Consider the following 20332-nt stretch of genomic DNA (forward strand, 5'->3'; position numbering starts at 1 on the left):
TCGCCGCGGCGACTCATACAACTATACAGATGCCGAAATGGGTCTGCAACCCGAAATAGGGTGAAGTAGACCACAAATAAGGCCTTGAAAGGGTCTCAAACACCCTCACAGACACCAAAGCGCCTAGTCAGAGTGTTTTATGGGTGCTAAAAAATCTTTAAAAAACTTCCAAAAAACCTTATAAACGCAGAAGAAACCACTCAAACCCTCACAGAATGCCCTCTAGAGCCCCTCTGCGGCCCCTTATTCCCATGCCCTGCGCTTGATTCCTAACCCTGCATGATTCCTGACCATGCGCCTGGGCGCCCATACCTATAGATACGAAAAAGCCCCTCCCCTTCCATCCGGCAAGGAACAGAAGAAGAGGGGTACAGCTACAGAGTGCTGAAAGCTTAGTACTGAGTTAGTTGAGTACGGGGTTAGTACTGGGGAGGCGCCTCATTCGCCATATTGTTGAAGCGCGAGTACTTACCGCTAAACGCCAACGGGATAGTACGAGTTGGACCACCACGGTGCTTCGCAATAATCATGTCCGCCTCACCCACGCGTTCACTATCCGGGTTATACATATCCTCACGATGCAGCAGAATCACCATATCCGCATCCTGCTCAATAGAACCCGACTCACGCAGATCCGAAACCATCGGACGCTTATCAGTACGCTGCTCCGAACCACGGTTCAGCTGAGACAGCGCAATCACCGGAACATCCAGCTCCTTAGCCAACAGCTTCAGGCTACGAGAGAACTCCGAAACCTCCTGCTGACGCGACTCAACCTTCTTACCCGAACTCATCAGCTGCAGGTAGTCCAGCACCACAAGCTTCAAATCATTACGCTGCTTGAGACGACGGCACTTCGCACGAATCTCCATCAGAGTCATATTCGGCGAATCATCAATAAAGAGAGGAGCAGAATCAATACGCCCCTGCAGAGTCGCCAGGTTCGTCCAGCCCTCAGTATCCAGGTCACCCTTCTTCAGACGACCCATCGAAATCTTGCCCTCCGCAGAGAGAATACGCATCGCCAACTCAGTACGACTCATCTCCAGCGAGAAAAACACAGTCGTCATCTGATGATGAATAGCCGCCGAACGAGCAATATCAAGAGCCAGAGTCGACTTACCCACACCCGGACGAGCCGCAATAACAATCATCTGGCCGCCATGCAGACCACCGGTCAGCTCATCAAACTCAATAAAGTCAGTCGGCACACCGTACACGCCATCCGGGCGGTTCGAGTTCGCATCAATCTCATTGATGGTCTCCTCCAACGCCTCAGAGAAAGACACATAGTCTTCCTTCGCGTTACCATCAGTCACCGCATAAATCTCAGCCTGCGCCTGATCCACCAAAGTATCAACCTCAGTCTCATTGGCGTAACCCAGCTGAGCAATCTTCGTACCCGCCTCAATCAGGCGGCGCATAATCGCGTGCTCCTTAACAATCTCAGCGTAATACTGAGCGTTAGCAGCAGTCGGAACCGACGCAATCAGCGTATGAATATAGGACGCACCGCCCACGCGAGTCAGCTCGCCGCGCTTCTTCAGCTCATCAGCAACCGTAATCGCATCCGCAGGGCTACCGTGACCATAGAGAGAAAGAATCGCCTCATAAATCGTCTCGTGCGCCGGCTTATAGAAATCAGACGCACGCAGGCTCTCAACCACATCGGCAATAGCGTCCTTCGACAGCAGCATGCCACCAAGCACCGACTGCTCAGCCACATCATCATGAGGCATAGTGCGGGAACCATAATCAATGGCAGTTTCAGACATGCTTATCCTCGCGTTTCAATCCGATATCTACGACGTTCCAGAAACAATTTCTGCAGAACTCCTATGCTAGTTTCTCACGAAGGCACACGCGAAACACATACACGCCTAACGGGGAGCGCGCAGATAATCCTCAATCTTCTCAACGGCGAGCGCCGCGCCATCCATAGTACGCATTACCTCACCCAGCTGCCGCGCCCTAGCGCGCATGCCCTCATCGCTGAGCAGACGGTCCAGAATATCGCGCATATTGCCGCGGCGCACATCATTCTTCGTGAAACGCAGGGCGTTACCGTAGCGCACGCACTCCTCAATATTCCAGCTCTGCTCCGCCTGCATCGCAATACCGGCAAACGGCACACCCGCCAGGCACGCCGTCTGTACCGTCCCCTCACCGCCGTGGGTCATCGAGGCATCAATATGGTCGGCGAGCAGATGCGCCGGGACAGTCCCTGCGAAATGGATGTTGCTACCCAACAGATGGGTATCCGAGAGCTGCACCCCTCCGCCGACCAGCACATCCACCGGAGCGGCTGACAACTGCTGCAGCACCTGCACCAAAATATCTGCAGATCCAGATGAGCCCATTCCCACGTAAATCAGTGGCCGCTCCCTGTGCTCGCGAACAATCTGCGGCAGTTCACCGGGCGCACGGTAATAAATAGGACCCACACTAACATCGGGCTCTACCAAAGAATCCCCGCGCAGCTGCGTAAACAGAGAACAGATAAGATTCACGTCGGCACTGAGCATATCAACAGTACGGCGAGGAAGCATCAGCCCATGCTCACGTGCCACACGGGTGAAAGAAGCCGGCTTATACGAAAACACCCGAGCCACCGCACGCAACCACCCCGGTGCCGCAAGCTCGCCACCTACAGGTTTCTTCGAAAAATACGTCGACGAGTAAGCGTACGGGCGCGCATAGAAAATAGGGACACCCGCAATACGCGCAGACAGCAGCATCGTCAGGTTAGAACCAATCACCACAGCATCCGCGCTAAAGTCACGAATAGCCGCGAGCTCAGCGGTTACCCGCCGACGCACCATATCGGTCGTGAAAGGATGCCGCACTCCCCTGCCCTGATCCAGCGCCATAATCTGCTCCGCCTCAGCATCGCTCATGATTGGCTCGCGAAGATGCACAGGAAGCCCCGCATTTTCCAGCAGTCCCAAGTACTTAGGGGAATACACATGGAACAAGACCGTATGACCTCGCTCCCGAGCCACACGCGCTATCTCAATACAGCGCGTGGTTTCACCCATATTAAAGCTTTCGGGAGAGAAAAGAATACGGCTCATAACAAACTCCGGCAGGCGCACACGTGACTGAGCCGAATCTGCGACTCATAACCTCACCAGTGTAAAACGGAGCCCCAGTATTCCCTCGGATAGAGAGGAATACTGGGGCTCCGTTTCGCTGTATAAGCTTTGCGGTGTGATTCTGTCTTACTTCTTACGCAGAATCAGACCGATAGCGCCAATGTGGTCTGCGTGGCGGCGGAACACACCGCGCATACCCAACACACGCTCACGAATCTGCGGCTTACGCGCCAGGTTGAACGCAATCTTCGCAACGCCAGCGGGACCCTCATCAGCCAGCAGACGCTTCGGCTCCAACAGAGCCATATCGGTCTGGTACACATCCAGCACCTCAAAGCCAGCCTCTTCCGCCAGAGCAGTCCACTCGGCAACAGTCAGCGGGCGGGCATTCACACGGATAGTACGCGCCAAATCCTTCTGAATCTCTTCCTTCAGCTCAGGACGCAGATAATCGGGAACCAGCGACATCTCGTGAATAGCGTAGTAACCGCCCGGACGCAGCAGACGAGCCGCCTCACGCATAATCTCCAGCTTGTGCTTATCGGTCTGCATGGTCAGCATCGCCTCGCCCACCACGGCGTCATAGCTTTCCGAGGGCAGACCGGTCTCCTGAGCGCTAGCGTTCACCACACGGTAGTTCGGCTTAGTCGATGCGCCAATACGCTCGGTCACAATTTCAGCAGCCTTGGGATCAAGATCCACACCGGTGTAGCTCTTGGGGGAACGCTTCACAATCTCCAGGGCGGTAATACCCAGGCCCGGCGCAAACTCCACGACGTCAATGTCGCCACCCAGAGCACGAGCCAGCAGCCAGTTGGTGGTCTCGCGGCCGCCGGGGCGCAGAACCTTCTTGCCCAGCTGAGCCAGAAGCCAGTGACCAGCTGCCTTTTCGGCGGGGCGGTCGGTACCGGGAACGGAAGGGGTCTTAGACACGGAAGACAACTCCTCAATACTTGTATTTAATATGCAAAATTCATCTTTCCCAATTCTAGACCCGCCACCCCAAGAAAGGAAATGTGACGTTATATAGAAGTGTGGTTGCCCTTTGTTACAGCATGCCGCAACACCACTACAGCCACCCTTGCTGCACACCCTAGAGATTAAACAGAAACTGGAGCTGAACCTCTCGGTCCAACCCCAGTCTCATCACACACACATACATACGAAAATCAGAGCCACTTCCGCAAGGAAAGTCCAACTTTCTGATGGCCCTCTCGAACCATCTATATAAAGTATTACGCGTAAACCTTTATTCCCTGTAGGTTAAAGCTGTAAGAAAGCTGGGAATAGATTTTTCTTCAACATCGGGATGCAGCACCCCGGATTTCACGCGGAAACTACACGTCGCGTTAAAAGAAGAAAGGCAAGGCGCTTTTGCCTTGCCATCCTTCTTTCGCTAGCGGGCGACCCCGCTACACGAAACACACACATTCACATCGCAGTCCTCTCGAACCAACACTTATAGTAAACACCCCCAACCTTATGGGAGGATTGAATTTCGCTGGAAACAAGCTGGGAGAAAACCAACAGAACCCTGAGAGCTTTGATATTGTGCAGTTTGCGGACTCTAAACCGGGCTAATAAGCCGCCATATACAGACCCAGCAGCACCAACGGGTTAGCCACTACAGAAATAACCGCCAAGCAAATATTGGCCACGCGGTACTGACGGAACTTCACCAGACCCACCAGCGCGCACACCAGCGCAACACTGGATGCAAGGCCGCCAACTACCAGCAAAAGAAGCAGAAGAGCAGTAGCAACATTCGCGTCCGCAAATGGGATAACCGCTAGAGCGCACAGCAGCAAATTGACGCACTCCAACACCACACCTGTGGACAGAAGCTGAGCGCTAGAAGACAAACGTGAAAAAGATCGAGCCATGTCTACCAGTCTACGGGGTCAATTGGCGTACTTCGCAGTCGCACCCGCTCTAACCACCAATCCTTCTGTAGCACAACACATATTCTCAGCCTCCCAAAAACAATGTTTCACGTGAAACATGCACCGGAACGAGCGCAACCACGACACAGCTACGGGCATAACAAACGGGGTGCCCCTCACGAAGAGGGACACCCCGTCCGACACTCAACGCCGAAGCTTCAAAGCATCAGCGTCAAATATCTAAAAATCTACTTACGCAGCAGCAACGACGTCCAGGACAACGTTAGCAACAACGTCAGCGTGCAGGCGGACAGTCACCTTGTACTCACCGGTGCGCTTGATAGCGGAACCCAGGTGGATGGTGCGCTTGTCAACGGAGCCAATGCCAGCAGCCTCAATAGCCTCAGCAATAGCCTCAGCCTTGACGGTACCGAACAGGCGGCCGTCAGCGCCAGCCTTGTGTGCAACGACAACCGGCTTAGCAGCCAGGGACGCAGCAATTGCCTGAGCCTCTTCCAGAGAAGCCTTAGCACGAGCCGCACGAGCGGCGCGGATGGACTCAACCTGCTTCTCGCCACCCTGGGTCCAGGTCACGGCGAAGCCGCGGGGCAGCAGGTAGTTACGTGCGTAACCGTCCTTAACGGTGACAACATCGCCAGCTGCACCGAGGCCGGAAACTTCCTGAGTCAGAATGATCTTAGCCATGTTACTGTCTCTCCTTCTCTTTAGCGGCCAGCGCCGGAGTAGGGCAGCAGTGCAACTTCGCGGGCGTTCTTAATAGCCTGAGCGATCTTGCGCTGCTCCTGAACGGTCACGCCAGTCACGCGGCGAGCGCGGATCTTGCCGCGGTCGGAGATGAACTTGCGCAGAAGTGCGACGTCCTTGTAGTCGATAACGGTGACGTCAGCAGCCTTGAGGGGGTTCTGCTTGGGTTTGGGCTTACGGATTTCAGCCTTAGCCATCGTGGTGCTCCTTAGAGTTGGGAGCCCGCGGCGGATAACCGCGGGATGGATTGATAAATTACTATTCGGAAAACGAAACCGGCTTAGAACGGAGGTTCGTCGTCGGCGCCGCTACCCCAGTCATAGTTACCACCAGACTGAGAACTCCACGGATCAGCAGCAGGAGCTGCGGGGGCCGCCGGAGCAGCCGGAGCGGAGTAGCCAGACTGGCCAGAGTAACCATTACCCTGAGCAGCAGCAAAATTGTTCTGCTGAGGAGCGGAGAAACCGCCCTGAGCAGCAGCGTTGTACCCAGCGCCACCGCCGAAGCCACCCTGCGCACCGCCACCGAAGTTATTACCTCCGGCAGAACGCTGTGCGCGAGTCACCTGAGCAGTAGCAAAACGCAGAGTCGGGCCGATCTCCTCGACCTCAAGCTCAAACGAAGTACGACGCTCGCCTTCCTTGGTCTCGTACGAGCGAGACTTCAGACGGCCCTGCGCGATAACCTGAGTACCCTTCTTCAGGGTCTCTGCAACATTCTCAGCGTAACCACGCCACACCGACGCACGCAGGAACAGGGTCTCCCCATCCTCCCACTGGTTCGTCTGGCGGTTAAAAGTACGCGGAGTCGATGCGATCGTGAAATTAGCAACCGCCGCACCCGCGGGGGTGTAACGAAGCTCCGGATCGCCAGTCAGATTACCAATAACGGTAATAACGGTATCGCCTGCCATTTGATGCCTCCTCGATAAGAGTTACAAGTATGTTGAATCCAGTACAGCGCAACCCCCTGACATTTTTAGGGGGTCAGCCGACCGGAAAGACCAACTACTTGCTGGAGATCTTCTGATCCTCCGGGCGGATGATCTTGGTACGCATGACGGACTCGTTCAGGTTCAGAACACGATCGAGCTCAGCTGCGGTCTCGGGGGTAGAGGTGAAGTTCACCACTGCGTAGATACCCTCAGACTTCTTCTGTATCTCGTATGCCAGGCGACGACGGCCCCAGATATCGACGTTGTCGATGGAACCACCCTCGTTGGTCACGATCTCGAGGAACTTGGACAGCGACGGCTCAACCGCACGGTCCTCAACCTCGGGGCTGAGGATAACCATCAGTTCATATGCACGCATGATTAAACCCCTCCTTTGGGCTAAACGGCTATGGGATTTCCATAGCAGGAGATTCATTGTGCTCTACACGTGAAGCACACCGGGTGGGGAACACGCATAGATTTCTTAACAATACACGAGAAAAAGCAGATAGAACAGTACCGCACCGCGTGAGCTCAACCATGCGATGCGGTACCGAAAAACCGCAGAAGCTACGCCTGGCGACGCTGCTCCCACCACTGCAAAAGACGAGCCTTCGCCTCCTCCTCAGGAAGCGACCCCTCGTCCAGGCGCAGGTTCAGAAGGAACTTATATGCCTCACCCACCACCGGGCCCGGCGCAATACCAAGAATCTGCATAATCTGACCGCCATCCAGGTCCGGGCGGATCGCATCCAGCTCCTCCTGAGCAGCCAACTCAGCAATACGACGCTCCAAATCGTCATACGCCTCAGCCAGCGAGCGCGATAGACGACGATTACGAGTCGTCACATCAGAACGCGACACACGATGCAGACGCTCCAACTGATCGCCCGCATCACGCACATAACGGCGCACCGCAGAATCAGTCCAACCCGACTCACGGTAACCATAGAACCGCATATGCAGCTCCACCAGACGAGCCACAGCCTTAATCGTGTCATTATCAAAACGCAGCGCACGCATACGCTTCTTCACCATCTTTGCGCCCACCACCTCATGGTGCAGGAACGAGACAGAGCCGTCCTTCTCAAACTTACGAGTCTTCGGCTTACCAATATCGTGCATCAACGCCGCAAAACGCAGAATAAAATCAGGAGCCGGGCACGGGCCATCCTCGCCCGTCTCCTTCTCCATCGCCTGCTCCATCACCTTCAACGAATGCGCATACACATCCTTATGGTGATGCGCCGGATCCATCTCCATACGCAACGCAGGAAGCTCCGGCAACACATAATCAGCCAGACCCGTATCCACCAGCAGGTTCAAACCCACCCGCGGATAATCCGCCTCAATCAGCTTCACCAGCTCATCACGCACACGCTCAGCCGAAATAATCTCAATACGGCCAGCCATCTCGCGCATCGCCTCGAAAACCTCCGGGGCAACCTCAAGATTAAAACGCGCAACAAAACGAGCCGCACGCATCATACGCAGCGGATCCTCAGAAAAAGACTCCTGCGGCGAGCGCGGAGTACGCAAAACACCCGCACGCAAATCCTCAACGCCACCAAACAAGTCAACAACCTCGCCGCTGGGCAAAGCCGCAGCCATCGCATTAATCGTGAAATCACGGCGCACCAAGTCGGCACTCAGGTCCGTACCGAACTCAACCGTCGGCTTACGCGAATCCGAAACATACACCTCAGCACGGTACGTGGTCACCTCATACACCACGCCATTCTTACGCGCACTAATCGTGCCGTACTCCTTGCCGATATCCCACGTATGCTCACCCCACCCACGCAGAATCTGCTCACTCTGCTCCGGAGTAGCATCCGTCGTCAAATCAAAATCAGTGAAATGGCCGCCATCATCCAGCAGATTGTCGCGGACAATACCGCCCACCAAGTACAGCTCAAAACCCGCCGCACGGTACAGTTCTCCCAGCTCGGCGGCATCCGGGTACTTCGACACAACATCAATAAACAGCGACATAATCCTTTAATCGTGCCAGAAAAACCACCCACGCGCCCACCCCACACCCACAACACCCCACCAAAGACAGCTATCTCACCCCAAACCGAGACACACAAACCCTCACATATCGGTTAAGGTAGAACCATGAGCATTCCCGTACCCCGCGCCCCCAAAACGCGCTTCACCGCGCCCGCGCGAGCGGTACCCGCCCCCGAAGAAGTCTCCGCAGGCGGGCTCATCATCGACTTTGACCGACCCGAACAGCTACCCGTAGCCATCATCGCCCGCATCAACCGCAACGGACAACGCGAATGGTGCCTACCCAAAGGCCACATCGAACACGGCGAAACCACCGTCGAAGCCGCACAACGCGAAATCAGCGAAGAAACCGGAATCACCGGCTACCCCGTAGCCTCCCTCGGCACCATCGCCTACTGGTTCACCTCCAACGGCACGCGCATCCACAAAACCGTGCACCACTACCTCTTCGCAGCAACCGGCGGCGAACTGAGCATCGACAACGACCCCGACCACGAAGCAATCGACGTCGCATGGGTCCCCCTCGAAGAGCTCCCCACCCGCCTCTCATTCGCCAACGAGCAACACATCGCCCGTAGCGCGCGCGAATACATCACCACCCAGCTCTAAACACCCGTTAAATAGAGCCCCAAAAACTAAAAGAAGCAATCACCCGCCGAAACAGGAGAGACATACGTGGCACGTAATGACGCCCGCTCAAGCGCAATCATGGCAGCAGGCACCCTCGTCTCGCGCATCCTCGGATTCGTCAAGACCATCCTGCTCACCGTAGCCATCGGCTCACTCTCAACCGTCGGCGACGTCTTCGAAACCGCCAACACCCTACCCAACCTCATCTACGTCCTCGTAGCAGGCGGCGTGTTCAACGCAGTCCTCGTACCGCAAATCATCAAGGCGGCCAAAGCACAAGACGGCGGCGCACGATACATCTCCAAACTCGTCACCCTCACCGTCACCGCAATCGGCCTCATCACCCTCATCACCGTCGCCTGCGCCTGGCCCATCATCAGCATCATGGGCTCAGGATGGAGCCCCGAACAACGGCAGCTCGGCTTCATCTTCGCCCTCTGGTGCCTACCCCAAATCTTCTTCTACGGCCTCTACACCGTCATCGGACAGGTCCTCAACGCCAAAGACGCATTCGGCGCCTACATGTGGTCGCCCGTACTCAACAACGTCATCACCATCCTGTCGCTATTCCTCTTCATCTTCCTCTTCGGCGCACAGACCCCCAACCCCCACCCCATCCACACCGTAGACAACTGGACCAACGCCCAGACCCTTGTACTGGCAGGCTCCTCCACCTTCGGCGTCATCATGCAGGCACTCGTCCTGTTCATCCCCCTACGCAAGCTCGGCCTGCGCCTCAAGCCCGACTTCGCATGGCGCGGCATCGGCCTGCGCGCAGCCTCGAAGCTCGCCGCCTGGACCCTCGCCTCCGGCATCATCTCCAACCTCGCATTCCTCTACATGACCAAGGTAGCCGCCGGCATCGTCGGCCAGCGCGAACACTACGCCGCCCTCGGCATCCAGATTCCGGGTCTGCAGGCACTCAACTACGCCTCCATGCTGTACATGCTCCCGCACGGCGTCATCGGCATCTCCATCGCCACCGTGCTCTTCAACCGCATGAGCGCCTCCGCCATCGCAGACGACAGCGACAGCGTCATCTACGCGCTCTCCCACGGCCTGCGCAACGCAGCCGTAGCCACCGTCTTCTGCATGGTCGGACTCATCGTGCTGGCCGGTCCCATCGCAGTGCTCTTCAGCGGCGGCGACCCCATCGCAGCAACCATCATCGCCAAGCTCATCGTCATCACCGCGCTCGGCACCCCCACCCTCACCATCAACTACCTCTACAGCCGCGTACTCTACGCCCGCGAAGACGCACGCACCCCCTTCCGCATCCAGGTGTACTCCGCCATCATCATGGTCATCATGAGCTTCGCAGCATCCCTGCTCGACGCCCAGTACACCGTGTACATGCTCGCGTTCATCTACCCGGTGCACAACATCCTGATCCTGTTCATCAGCCACCACATGGTCCGCCGCCGCCTCGGCTACTACGGCCAGCGAGGCATCGTCAGCACCTACGCACGCACCACCCTCGCATCCCTCTTCGCCGGCGGCATCGCAGCCATTGCGCTCTGGCTGCTCGGCGGCTACCAGCTCGACGGATTCGCATGGGCATCCAAGATCACCGCCATCATCACCCTCGCCGTATGCGGCACCGTCATGGGACTGGCATACCTCGCCGGTATACAGATCTTCCGCGTCAAGGAAGCCAACGCACTACTGGCGCCCCTCACCTCCAAACTTGAGCGTTTTGCCCGCCGCTAAAGTAGCAACAACGCCCAAACCGGGTAGCTGCCCGTGCACCCACCGCACCCCACACCGGGCCCGCAGAGGACACAGGTAGCCACCCGGACGCCACAAACTATCACTCAGCCCCAGCATCCTTCAATGCCGGGTAGAATCTAATAGTCAGGGCCCGCCACACGGCAGGCACTATGAAACCACCTCGGGAGAACACGTTGTCGCAACAGATTCCGGTCGGATCGGTCCTCGGAGGCCGCTACGAGATCACCGCACACATCATCATTACGGCAGAATCCGACATGGTGCTTGAAGGCACCGACCAGATTCTCAACCGTAAGGTCTCGGTCGTCGTCGCATCGCCCAGCCGCAGCGCACTGCTGGAAGCAAACTCCCGCGCGCTCGCAACCAACGCACGCGGCAACATCCAGATCCTCGACCTGGGCATCACCCCCGAAGGCAGCCGCTACCTCGTCACCTCCCACACCCGCCCCGACACCCTGCTGGACACCCTGCTGGTCGAAAACCACGCACTCTCCAACGCAGAAGACGCGCTGGGCACCGAAATCTTCGGCGACTCCGAAAGCGGCAGCTCCCCCAACACCTACGAGAAGGTCTCCACCTCCACCGCCAACCAGGAGAGCATCACCGCCGCCAAGAACTGGAACGCATCCGACGGCACCGCCGTCACCGCGTACTCCGAACCCACCAGCATCTACGAAGATGACGAAGACGAAGAAGACGGCAGCCGCGGCACCTGGGCCGTCGCCCTGGCAGCAGTCCTGCTGCTCGTCATCGTCGCAGGCGGTATCCTCACCTCCCTGGGCGCAATCGGCTCCAACCAGGCAGCCGCACCGCACACCCCCAAGTCCTCTATGTCCGCCTCCGAATCGGCTGCGGCAAACGCCAGCGCATCGGCATCCCCGACCGCTAAGGCATCGAACGCACCGGCGAAGATCGCGTCCGTGGCTCGCTTCGTGCCCTCGAACCCCACGTTCATGAACGACATGGACACCCTCATCCCGAACCTGACCGACGGTAACGCCAACACCGCATGGATCAGCTACGGCTTCGGCACCGCCAACTACGCCGGCACCATCAAGGAATTCGGCCTGGCACTGAAGCTGCAGACCCCCACCGTCGTCTCCAAGCTGACCATCCAGCAGACCACCGGCACCGGCGGTTCCTTCACCGTCTACACCAACAGCTCCGCATCGCTGAGCGGCGCAGTTGAGGTCGGCAAGGGCACCTTCGAAGGCAAGGATGCAGTCGTCACCCTGGACACCTCCAAGCAGAGCGCAGAAAAGGGTGCCTACGTGATCATCGTGGTCAACGAGCTGCCCCGCCTCTCCCTGCCGATTGGAACGTGGAATTACGGTCTGCGCATCAACGAAATCAAGGTGGACTAATCAACCCATAACGTGACGCCGACAGGGCGCTCACACCCCAGACACAAGGGCGGGGCTTCTGAACTCAACGGTTCGGAAGCCCCGCCCTTTTTGATGTCTATTTATGACTCTTTATGGCAGGGTAGCTACTCAAAGATTCACAGTGCGCGGAGTATCTGGATAAGGGTCCCCAAAAAATGGAATAATCGAGGATAAAGCCCCGTTATAGGGGCAGAACGAAAGACCTACAACGGAAAGATATATCTGATGACTGAGAATCTGGGAGGCCTCTTCGGAGGCGCCGCCCTAGGCAATCTGAACCTCGCCTCCGCACCCGCCACCGAAGCGGCACCGGCAGCCGAGGTCGAGGCTGACGCAACCGTCCACAACGTCATTATTGTGGGCTCCGGCCCCGCCGGCTACACCGCAGCAATCTACGCGGCACGCGCCGAGCTGAAGCCCGTCCTCTTCGCCAGCTCCCTGGCACCCGGCGGCGCCCTCATGAACACCACCGAGGTGGAGAACTTCCCCGGCTTCATTCAGGGCATCCAGGGCCCCGAGCTGATGGAGAACATCGGTCAGCAGGCTGAGCGTTTCGGCACTGACATCCGCTACCAGGACGTAGAAAAGGTCGAACTCACCGGCGACGTGAAGAAGGTCTACACCGCAGACGGCGCCGTTCACCTGGCGAAGACCGTCATCATGACCACCGGTTCTCAGGTCCGTAAGCTCAACATCGAGGGCGAAGACCGACTCTCCGGTTACGGCGTCTCCTGGTGCGCAACCTGCGATGGCTTCTTCTTCAAGGACAAGGAAATCGCAGTGGTCGGCGGCGGCGACTCCGCACTGGAGGAGGCACTGTTCCTGACGACCTTCGCATCCAAGGTGTACCTGGTGCACCGCCGCGATTCTTTCCGCGCTTCGGAAATCATGCAGACCCGCGTGTTCAACAACCCGAAGATTGAGGTTGTCTGGGATTCGGCTGTCACCGCCGTTCACGGCGAGAGCAACCTCGAGTCGATCACCCTGACCAACACCAAGGACGGTTCTGAGCGCCAGCTGGCTGTTCAGGGCCTGTTCATCGCTATTGGCTCCGATCCTCGCGTGGAACTGGTACGTGACCAGCTGGAGATTACCGAGCACCACACCATCGCGGTTCAGGGTCGTTCCTCGAAGACTTCCGTTCCCGGCGTTTTCGCTGCCGGTGACGTGATTGACCCGACCTACCGCCAGGCAATTATTGCTGCCGGTTCCGGTGCTGTTGCCGCTCTGGACGCGCAGCACTACCTCGAAAACCTCTAAAACTATTCGTATTATTCACAGGGGAATCCGCCCCGTGTCAGAAAGGAGCACTCCGTGAGCAGTGCACAGCAGGCAACTGATGCCACTTTTGACGAACTGGTTCTGAAGAACGACAAGCCCGTTATCGTGGACTTCTGGGCTGAATGGTGCGGCCCCTGCCGCATGGTTGGCCCCGTGATTGACGAGATCGCTGGCGAGTACGCCGGTCAGGTCGACGTGGTCAAGGTGGATGTTGAGGCGAATGGCGATACCGCTATGAAGTACGGCATTACCTCTATTCCCGCCATCTACCTTTTCAAGGGTGGCGAGGTCGTCAAGAAGACCGTAGGTGCTAAGACGAAGCCCGCTCTGCTGGCTGAGTTCTCCGAGCACCTGGGCTAATCTTTCGAGAAGCTAAAGAAAAACCCTCGGTGATGTTTCACGTGAAACATCACCGAGGGTTTTTTGTATATACAACTGATTTCAGTTGCTAAATATTGTTTTACGCGAAAATTTAGCCCGAGAAATCAGAATCCAAAACACGGATGATACGGTTCAGATCCTCAACATTCGCAAATTCGATGGTCATCTTACCCTTGCGAGCACCCAGCGAAATCTTCACCGAAGTATCGAGCTTGTCAGCAAAAGCCTCCGCAATATAGTCCAGGCGCTCACGGTGCTTCTGAGGCTGAGGAGCCTTGCGCTCCTTCACCTCAGCAGCGCCGGATGCGTGGTTCACCAGCTCCTCAGTTGCGCGAACCGACAGCCCCTCATTCACAATCTTCTGTGCGAGAGTCTCAATCTGAGCCTGGTCTGTCAGAGCCAGCAGGGCACGAGCGTGACCAGCGGAGAGAATACCCGCCGCAACGCGACGCTGCACCAGAGCCGGCAGCTTCAGCAGACGAATCGTGTTCGAAATCTGGGGGCGAGAACGACCAATACGCTTAGCCAACTGCTCCTGAGTAGTGTCGAACTCTTCCATGAGCTGCTGGTATGCCGCTGCCTCTTCAATGGGGTTCAGCTGACTGCGGTGCAGGTTCTCCAGCAGGGCGTCACGGAGCAGGTCGCCGTCTTCAGTCTCACGAACAATCGCCGGGATGGTGCTCAGGCCAGCCGCCTGAGTTGCGCGCCAGCGGCGCTCACCCATGACCAGCTCATACTTTTCGGTACCGTTTTCGCGCGAGGGACGCACGACAATCGGCTGCAGAACACCAATCTCGCGTACCGAGTGGATGAGCTCTTCCATGTCCTGCTCATCAAAGTCGGTTCGGGGCTGCTTGCGGTTCGGATGGATATCGTGAACGTTCAGCTCAGCAAACTGGGCACCGGGAACCGGAACCAAACCACCCTGCTCTTCGGAAGCGGACTGCGGGGTGGAGACATCTTCACCAAAGAAGAAGTCCACCGGGCGGCGAGTCAGGGTGGTGTTGCGCAGTGCCGCACCCATGTCCACGCGAGACTTCTTCTTCGATGTTTCACGTGAAACATCCTGCGAGGAGACGGGAGCTTCGACCTTATCCTCGACCTTCTCAGCAGGAGCAGACTTTTCCTGAGCGGGGGTAGCTTCAGCAGGCTTAGCCTCTACAGACTCAGCTTTAGTGCTCTTACGCTGCTTCTCCGGCTTAGCCTCGTGAGCCATTTCGAAGAGGCCGTCAGTCATCGGCTCTTCAATCGGAGTGGACACCTTCTTGGGTGCAGTCTTTGCCGCAGCAGTCTTTTCGGATGCCTTCGTCTCAGCATTACCAGAATTCTTCGTACTCTGAGGGATCAGTGCCCCCAGGCCACGACCCAAGCCGCGTCGCTTTTCAGCCATCGTTACTCCTTAGGACTCCCGGACGAGCCCGCTCATTTTTTCTTCTTCATCTAGTGTAAACGAAATAAGTACTCGAAAGCAGGAGTAAAAAATGCACGGCACATAATCAACATTATTCCCAATAATTAATTTACTATGGCTGTTTTCTCGGGTTTCATCCAGAAAATACCGCACACAATGAGCCCTTTTGAATCATCAACAGACAATCCAAAAGGGCTCATTTCAAAAGATTTAGATTATGCGGATCGGCGCGAGAGCTCCTGTGCCGCCTCGCGGTAAGCGCGAGCGCCAGTCGACGAAGAATCGTAGGTGATGACGGTCTGCTGATAGCTGGGAGCCTCAGAGATGCGAACCGAGCGAGGAATCTTCACGCTCAGAGTCTCCTCCGGGAAGTGCTCGCGCACCTCCTCTGCCACCTGGAATGCCAGGTTGGTACGAGCATCGTACATGGTCAGCAGGATCGTGCTGATGCGCAGCTTGGAGTTCAGGTGCTTCTGAATCATCTGAATATTCTTCAGCAGCTGGCTCAGGCCTTCCAGAGCGTAGTACTCGCACTGGATCGGAATCAGAATCTCTTCTGCCGCAACGAAGGCATTGACGGTCAGTAGGCCGAGGCTCGGCGGGCAGTCGATGAAGACATAGTCCAGCCGCTCCATTCCCTGCTTCTCTCGCCACTCAGTGTAGTCCATCAGGGCATTCTTGAGGCGAGTCTCGCGTGCCACCAGGGAGACCAGTTCAATCTCCGCGCCCGCAAGGTCGATATTGGCGGGGGCACAGAACAGACCGGGCATATCGGGGCATTCCTGAACAATTTCAGAAAGCGGCTTATCCTCAATCAGGACGTTGTAGACACTGGGAACATCCACGCCGTGCTCAATGCCCAGTGCAGTCGAGGCGTTACCCTGCGGGTCATTATCGATCACCAGGACGTTCAGTCCAGCCTCCGCGAGCGCGGCTGCGAGGTTCACGGCGGTGCTGGTTTTACCCACGCCACCCTTCTGGTTCGACACGGTGAAGACACGCGTATGCACAGGCTTGGGGAGCAAATCTGCAACAGATTTCTGAGCTTGAGGAGTCATCGGGTGCCTTCCATATTCCGGGTGGTGTGTCTACGGTGATGCTTCGTCTGATGCCTCGCGTGTGGCAATACTCTGCGGTATTTGTGCGCGAGGAGGATTCAACCTCCACTCCCCCACCATTCACTCATCTCAGCATGTTTCACGTGAAACATACTCCGCGAGGTAATGAAGTCTGCAATGTTTCACGTGAAACATTGGTGCTGCCCGAATGGTTCTGAAGGGCTCGGTACCCTTTACTGAACCATTAGGCTTTGATGTAGAAGAGTCTAAGGTTTCAATCCTTCCTTAAGGGTACCCGGCATCAGGTCAATACTCCACGCGAGAGGTCATTCTATGTACTCTACGGATGCAATTGCCGCGCGCCCGGCAAGCCAGCGTACAAAAATGGGCGGTACCGCGTAAGCCAGCCTATTCACTAGCTCATTGCGGTACCGCCCATTCGGGGCGAAACTTTTAGAGGCGAACTCGAACCACCGTCGTCGGCTCTTCCAGCAGGTCACCGCCGGCGGTGAGAATCTCAGTCTCACGCGCACCGTAACGGTTCAGCTTCTTCTTCGCCTTAGTAATCTCCTCCGCGGCACTACGACCCTTCAGAGCCAGCAGCTCGCCGGTGCCACGCAGAATCGGCAGAGTAATGTCCAACAGGCCCACCAGAGCAGACACAGCACGCGCAGTCACCACATCAGCCTCAACAGCACCCACAGCCTGCTCAGCACGCGAGCGCAGCACGGTCACGTTCTCCAGGCCCAGATCCTCAACAACTTCATTCAGCCAAATCACGCGGCGCTCCAGAGGCTCAATCAGAGTCAGCTTCAAATCCGGGCGGGCAATCGCCAGGCACAGGCCGGGTAGGCCAGCGCCAGAACCAACATCAGCCACCGACGCGTTCGGCGCAATGTATTCCTGTACTACGGCACAGTTCAGCACGTGGCGAGCCCACAGGCGCGGAACCTCACGCGGACCGATCAGGCCACGCTCAATACCGGTCGTCGCCAAGTGCTGCACGTAGCGCTCCGCCAGAGGCAGACGCTCACCGAACACAGCCTCCGCAGCGGCACGCTCGCTCTCATTGAGAGCAACCATCGAAGTCTCCATACTAGGCTCCTACCTCGGGAAGAGAAATCACGACGTGACGGCGCGGACCCTCCCCCTCCGACTCGCTGTATAGGCCGGCGGCAGCCACCACATCGTGCACGACCTTACGCTCATACGGGCTCAACGGCTTCATGTGCTCATCGCGACCGGTAGTGCGCACCTTCTCAATCGCGTCAGCAGCAATCTTCTCCAGCTGCTCACGACGCTCAGCACGGTAGCCAGCAATGTCCAGAATCAGGCGGGAACGGGTGCCGTTACCAGCCAGGACGGAGAGGCGCACCAGCTCCTGCAGAGCCTCCAGAACCTCACCGTGGCGGCCAACCAGGTGGCGCAGTTCCTCATTGTCATCATCGTCATTGACGACCGACAGGTAGATGCGGTTATTGCGCACCTCAATATCAATGTCGCCGTCCATATCGACAATATCGAGGAGTTCTTCGAGGTAGTCAGCGGCGATATCGCCTTCCTCGTCGATGTCCTCAAAATCGTCTTCTTCGCCCTCAAGGGGCTCCTCTACCAGCTGCTCCTCAACGAGCTGCTCGTCCTCATATTCCATAGCTTCAGTCACAATAATCCTCGGGGTGTTCGGAGGGGTGTCCTAGGGGTAAAAAGTATCTCATACACGGCGCCGGGCCCGCGCCACACGTGGCGAGAACCCGGCCCGAATCACGGAAGAAAACTACTTCTTTCCGTTCTGCTTATTGCGCTGCTGCTTCTGGCGCTTCTTACTCACCGGCTGCTGGCGCTGACCGGCTGCGGCACGCTCACGCGCCTCCTGCAGGTCCTTCTCGTGCTGCTCGCGGGTCTTACCCACCGGGGGCAGGCCCTTCGCCGCACGGCGGGCGTTCAGCTCACGCTCCGCCTGGGAACCGGGGGTCGGGTTGTTGCGGATAACCCACCACTGCTGACCCAGCGACCAGAGGTTCGAGACGGTCCAGTAGTACAGCACACCAAGGGGGAAGTTAATACCGGAAACAGCGAAGATGATCGGGAAGATGTACATAATCATCTGCTGCTGACGGAACATCGGAGAGTTCAGAGCAGCCTCCGACATGTTCTTCACGCTCAGCTGCTTCTGGATGTAGAACTGGGTGGCGCTCATCAGAACAATCATGATGACCGCCTGAACAACGGTCGCGGTGGCGTCGCCAGCCCCCGGGTGCATCATGGTCGCGAAGAGCTGAGCACCGAAAATCTGGGAGTCGTTGAACTGATGCACTAGCTCAGCCGGCAGCATGAGCACGCCCTGGTTATTCTGCGCTGCGGTGGGCACGCTCATCAGCACCTGGTACAGACCGAAGAAGATCGGCATCTGCGCCAGAATCGGCAGGCAGGAGGCGAAGGGGTTCGTACCGTGCTTACGGTACATTTCCATCTGCTCCTGAGCCATAGCCTGGCGGGAGAGCTGGTCCTTCTTACCCTTGTACTTCTCCTGCAGCTTCGCCATATCGCCCTGCATCGCGGTCATACCGCGCATAGCCTTAATCTGCTTGACGAACAGCGGAATGGTCAGGGTACGCATCACCAGGGTCAGGAAGATAATGCACAGAACCCAAGTCAGGCCGGACGCCGGGTCCATACCCAGCGAAGTGAAAAGAGTGTGGAACAGCCACAGGACCACGGAGACGATCCATTTAAACGGCCAAAGAATCAAATCAAAAATATTCACGCGGGAATACTCCTTAAGGACTCGGCTAAGTCATTGTGTGGGAGGCGCCGCCTACTCAGGGCGGGCGTCACCACCGGTGTGAGGGGTGTAAAGATGGGGGTGGTTGAGCAGAATAATTTTCGGTTCTGCTCCGGGAGCGAAAGTACGCTTCCCCTCCGGGACTGGGTCGATACCTCCGGTCGCCCAGGGAACACACCGCAGAATACGGCGCACCGTCAGGGAAAGCCCACCCATCGCACCGTGGGTGGTCAGCGCCTCCAGAGCGTAGGCTGAGCAGGTCGGGTAGTAGCGGCACACATCCCCGTAGAGGGGGGAGACGACCTTGCGGTAGGCCTTCATGCACGCGATCAGCAGGTTCTGCGGTAGAACGTAGAGAGCCTGCAGGAAAGTTTCAGGCCTCACGAATTCGTTAGGTGCTAGTGCCAGCAGCTCGTCGGGGCCCAGAGTCTCAGCAGATGCGCTATAGGTACCGCTGTGATGCGCGTGGAAGCGTTCTTCACAGCGGTCACGCTGGGAACGGCTCACGGCTTCTCCTTGCTCTGAGGCAGGTCGAGCTTAGCGAACGCGGTCTCGAGTGCCGATTCGTAGTCGCGGCGCAGCTGATCCCAGCTGGCGCTCGCGGAGGCGGGAAGCGCTCGCACAGCAATGGCGTAGCCTTCCGGATGCGCGGCGCAGGTGAGCGCGGCAAGTTCACGCAACCGGCGCTTGACCAGGTTGCGTGTGACTGCGTTGCCCACCGCCTTCGACACAATGAAACCTACCTGGGTTGTTTTTCCAGGATTTTTCGCCGTAGATACAACGATGTTCCGACGTCCTGTACGGATGCCGGAACGGAAGGCGTGGGAGAATTCTGCGCTGGTGCGCATACGGTGCCGTTGAGGCAGCACGTGTTCCCCTTTACGTAGTGTGGGAGATTCGGCTCATGTGGTGAGCTGACCTCCGCGTGTATTTCACGCTTAATGATAGTTCGCCCGCCGATGCGTGTGCATCGGCGGGGG

General features: G+C 57.3%; 21 protein-coding genes. 5 read left to right on the plus strand and 16 right to left on the minus strand.

What is annotated here, in order from left to right:
* Positions 1-419: 419 nt before the first annotated feature.
* The 9 genes from dnaB to HMPREF2605_RS00225 form a co-directional block, all read right to left on the minus strand.
* Positions 420-1775, minus strand: a complete 1356-nt coding sequence (gene dnaB, locus HMPREF2605_RS00185) for a replicative DNA helicase (RefSeq protein WP_005504033.1) — start codon at positions 1773-1775, stop codon at positions 420-422.
* A gap of 105 nt (positions 1776-1880) precedes the next feature.
* Positions 1881-2897 carry a glycosyltransferase gene (locus HMPREF2605_RS00190; protein WP_246828137.1) on the minus strand — a complete coding sequence of 339 codons (1017 nt, stop codon included), beginning with the start codon at positions 2895-2897 and terminating at the stop codon, positions 1881-1883.
* 324 nt (positions 2898-3221) lie between these two features.
* A complete protein-coding gene (locus HMPREF2605_RS00195; protein ID WP_049326735.1) occupies positions 3222-4028 on the minus strand; it encodes a class I SAM-dependent methyltransferase in 807 nt (268 codons plus the stop codon).
* Between the two features lie 644 nt (positions 4029-4672).
* Positions 4673-4978: a hypothetical protein gene (locus HMPREF2605_RS00200; protein ID WP_044142258.1), complete on the minus strand. Its 306-nt coding sequence runs from the start codon at positions 4976-4978 to the stop codon at positions 4673-4675.
* Positions 4979-5230: 252 nt separating this feature from the next.
* Positions 5231-5683, minus strand: a complete 453-nt coding sequence (gene rplI / locus HMPREF2605_RS00205) for a 50S ribosomal protein L9 (protein ID WP_005504050.1) — start codon at positions 5681-5683, stop codon at positions 5231-5233.
* 20 nt (positions 5684-5703) lie between these two features.
* A complete protein-coding gene (rpsR, locus tag HMPREF2605_RS00210) occupies positions 5704-5940 on the minus strand; it encodes a 30S ribosomal protein S18 (protein ID WP_004005948.1) in 237 nt (78 codons plus the stop codon).
* 83 nt (positions 5941-6023) lie between these two features.
* Positions 6024-6656 (minus strand): single-stranded DNA-binding protein, encoded by a 633-nt coding sequence (locus tag HMPREF2605_RS00215; protein ID WP_005504055.1) that lies wholly within the window; start codon positions 6654-6656, stop codon positions 6024-6026.
* Between the two features lie 94 nt (positions 6657-6750).
* Positions 6751-7056: a 30S ribosomal protein S6 gene (gene rpsF, locus HMPREF2605_RS00220; RefSeq protein ID WP_070687853.1), complete on the minus strand. Its 306-nt coding sequence runs from the start codon at positions 7054-7056 to the stop codon at positions 6751-6753.
* Positions 7057-7247: 191 nt separating this feature from the next.
* A complete protein-coding gene (locus tag HMPREF2605_RS00225) occupies positions 7248-8672 on the minus strand; it encodes a CCA tRNA nucleotidyltransferase (protein ID WP_070687851.1) in 1425 nt (474 codons plus the stop codon).
* A gap of 126 nt (positions 8673-8798) precedes the next feature.
* On the opposite strand from HMPREF2605_RS00225, the gene HMPREF2605_RS00230 reads away from it, so the two are divergent.
* The 5 genes from HMPREF2605_RS00230 (at position 8799) to trxA (ending at position 14080) form a co-directional block, all read left to right on the plus strand.
* Positions 8799-9302: an NUDIX hydrolase gene (locus tag HMPREF2605_RS00230; protein WP_005504058.1), complete on the plus strand. Its 504-nt coding sequence runs from the start codon at positions 8799-8801 to the stop codon at positions 9300-9302.
* A 66-nt stretch (positions 9303-9368) separates the two neighbouring features.
* A complete protein-coding gene (gene murJ / locus HMPREF2605_RS00235) occupies positions 9369-11033 on the plus strand; it encodes a murein biosynthesis integral membrane protein MurJ (RefSeq protein ID WP_070846621.1) in 1665 nt (554 codons plus the stop codon).
* Positions 11034-11227: 194 nt separating this feature from the next.
* Complete coding sequence (locus tag HMPREF2605_RS00240; protein ID WP_246828138.1) at positions 11228-12418, plus strand: serine/threonine protein kinase; 1191 nt, start codon at positions 11228-11230, stop codon at positions 12416-12418.
* 246 nt (positions 12419-12664) lie between these two features.
* The gene (gene trxB / locus HMPREF2605_RS00245) at positions 12665-13699 is read left to right on the plus strand and encodes a thioredoxin-disulfide reductase (RefSeq protein ID WP_070687847.1); all 1035 of its coding nucleotides are present in this window, start codon (positions 12665-12667) and stop codon (positions 13697-13699) included.
* A 54-nt stretch (positions 13700-13753) separates the two neighbouring features.
* A complete protein-coding gene (gene trxA, locus HMPREF2605_RS00250; protein WP_005504074.1) occupies positions 13754-14080 on the plus strand; it encodes a thioredoxin in 327 nt (108 codons plus the stop codon).
* Between the two features lie 112 nt (positions 14081-14192).
* Here trxA and HMPREF2605_RS00255 read toward each other — a convergent pair whose 3' ends face one another.
* The 7 genes from HMPREF2605_RS00255 to rnpA all read right to left on the minus strand — a co-directional run bounded on the left by HMPREF2605_RS00255 (position 14193) and on the right by rnpA (position 20221).
* The gene (locus tag HMPREF2605_RS00255) at positions 14193-15491 is read right to left on the minus strand and encodes a ParB/RepB/Spo0J family partition protein (RefSeq protein WP_070633529.1); all 1299 of its coding nucleotides are present in this window, start codon (positions 15489-15491) and stop codon (positions 14193-14195) included.
* 236 nt (positions 15492-15727) lie between these two features.
* Entirely contained in the window at positions 15728-16570 is an 843-nt protein-coding gene (locus HMPREF2605_RS00260; protein ID WP_049349949.1) for a ParA family protein, read from the minus strand.
* Positions 16571-17023: 453 nt separating this feature from the next.
* A complete protein-coding gene (gene rsmG, locus HMPREF2605_RS00265; protein WP_012904381.1) occupies positions 17024-17665 on the minus strand; it encodes a 16S rRNA (guanine(527)-N(7))-methyltransferase RsmG in 642 nt (213 codons plus the stop codon).
* Position 17666: 1 nt separating this feature from the next.
* Positions 17667-18233, minus strand: coding sequence for a Jag family protein (locus HMPREF2605_RS00270; RefSeq protein ID WP_049349950.1), 567 nt, complete (start codon positions 18231-18233; stop codon positions 17667-17669).
* Between the two features lie 111 nt (positions 18234-18344).
* The gene (yidC, locus tag HMPREF2605_RS00275; RefSeq protein WP_012904383.1) at positions 18345-19334 is read right to left on the minus strand and encodes a membrane protein insertase YidC; all 990 of its coding nucleotides are present in this window, start codon (positions 19332-19334) and stop codon (positions 18345-18347) included.
* Between the two features lie 51 nt (positions 19335-19385).
* Positions 19386-19859 carry a membrane protein insertion efficiency factor YidD gene (yidD, locus tag HMPREF2605_RS00280; RefSeq protein WP_005504090.1) on the minus strand — a complete coding sequence of 158 codons (474 nt, stop codon included), beginning with the start codon at positions 19857-19859 and terminating at the stop codon, positions 19386-19388.
* Positions 19856-20221, minus strand: a complete 366-nt coding sequence (gene rnpA, locus HMPREF2605_RS00285) for a ribonuclease P protein component (protein ID WP_049338559.1) — start codon at positions 20219-20221, stop codon at positions 19856-19858. Before rnpA ends, yidD begins: the two co-directional genes overlap by 4 nt.
* Positions 20222-20332: the final 111 nt, after the last annotated feature.

The sequence above is a fragment of the Rothia sp. HMSC065C03 genome, assembly GCF_001837295.1.
In the GTDB taxonomy this organism is placed as follows: domain Bacteria; phylum Actinomycetota; class Actinomycetes; order Actinomycetales; family Micrococcaceae; genus Rothia.

What these genes read in the sequence shown, in the direction of transcription:
- dnaB (WP_005504033.1), bottom strand. Translation starts at nt 1,775, where the DNA reads ATGTCTGAAACTGCCATTGATTATGGTTCCCGCACTATGCCTCATGAT.
- HMPREF2605_RS00190 (WP_246828137.1), bottom strand. Translation starts at nt 2,897, where the DNA reads ATGAGCGATGCTGAGGCGGAGCAGATTATGGCGCTGGATCAGGGCAGG.
- HMPREF2605_RS00200 (WP_044142258.1), bottom strand. Translation starts at nt 4,978, where the DNA reads ATGGCTCGATCTTTTTCACGTTTGTCTTCTAGCGCTCAGCTTCTGTCC.
- rplI (WP_005504050.1), bottom strand. Translation starts at nt 5,683, where the DNA reads ATGGCTAAGATCATTCTGACTCAGGAAGTTTCCGGCCTCGGTGCAGCT.
- rpsR (WP_004005948.1), bottom strand. Translation starts at nt 5,940, where the DNA reads ATGGCTAAGGCTGAAATCCGTAAGCCCAAACCCAAGCAGAACCCCCTC.
- HMPREF2605_RS00215 (WP_005504055.1), bottom strand. Translation starts at nt 6,656, where the DNA reads ATGGCAGGCGATACCGTTATTACCGTTATTGGTAATCTGACTGGCGAT.
- rpsF (WP_070687853.1), bottom strand. Translation starts at nt 7,056, where the DNA reads ATGCGTGCATATGAACTGATGGTTATCCTCAGCCCCGAGGTTGAGGAC.
- HMPREF2605_RS00225 (WP_070687851.1), bottom strand. Translation starts at nt 8,672, where the DNA reads ATGTCGCTGTTTATTGATGTTGTGTCGAAGTACCCGGATGCCGCCGAG.
- HMPREF2605_RS00230 (WP_005504058.1), top strand. Translation starts at nt 8,799, where the DNA reads ATGAGCATTCCCGTACCCCGCGCCCCCAAAACGCGCTTCACCGCGCCC.
- trxB (WP_070687847.1), top strand. Translation starts at nt 12,665, where the DNA reads ATGACTGAGAATCTGGGAGGCCTCTTCGGAGGCGCCGCCCTAGGCAAT.
- HMPREF2605_RS00255 (WP_070633529.1), bottom strand. Translation starts at nt 15,491, where the DNA reads ATGGCTGAAAAGCGACGCGGCTTGGGTCGTGGCCTGGGGGCACTGATC.
- HMPREF2605_RS00260 (WP_049349949.1), bottom strand. Translation starts at nt 16,570, where the DNA reads ATGACTCCTCAAGCTCAGAAATCTGTTGCAGATTTGCTCCCCAAGCCT.
- rsmG (WP_012904381.1), bottom strand. Translation starts at nt 17,665, where the DNA reads ATGGAGACTTCGATGGTTGCTCTCAATGAGAGCGAGCGTGCCGCTGCG.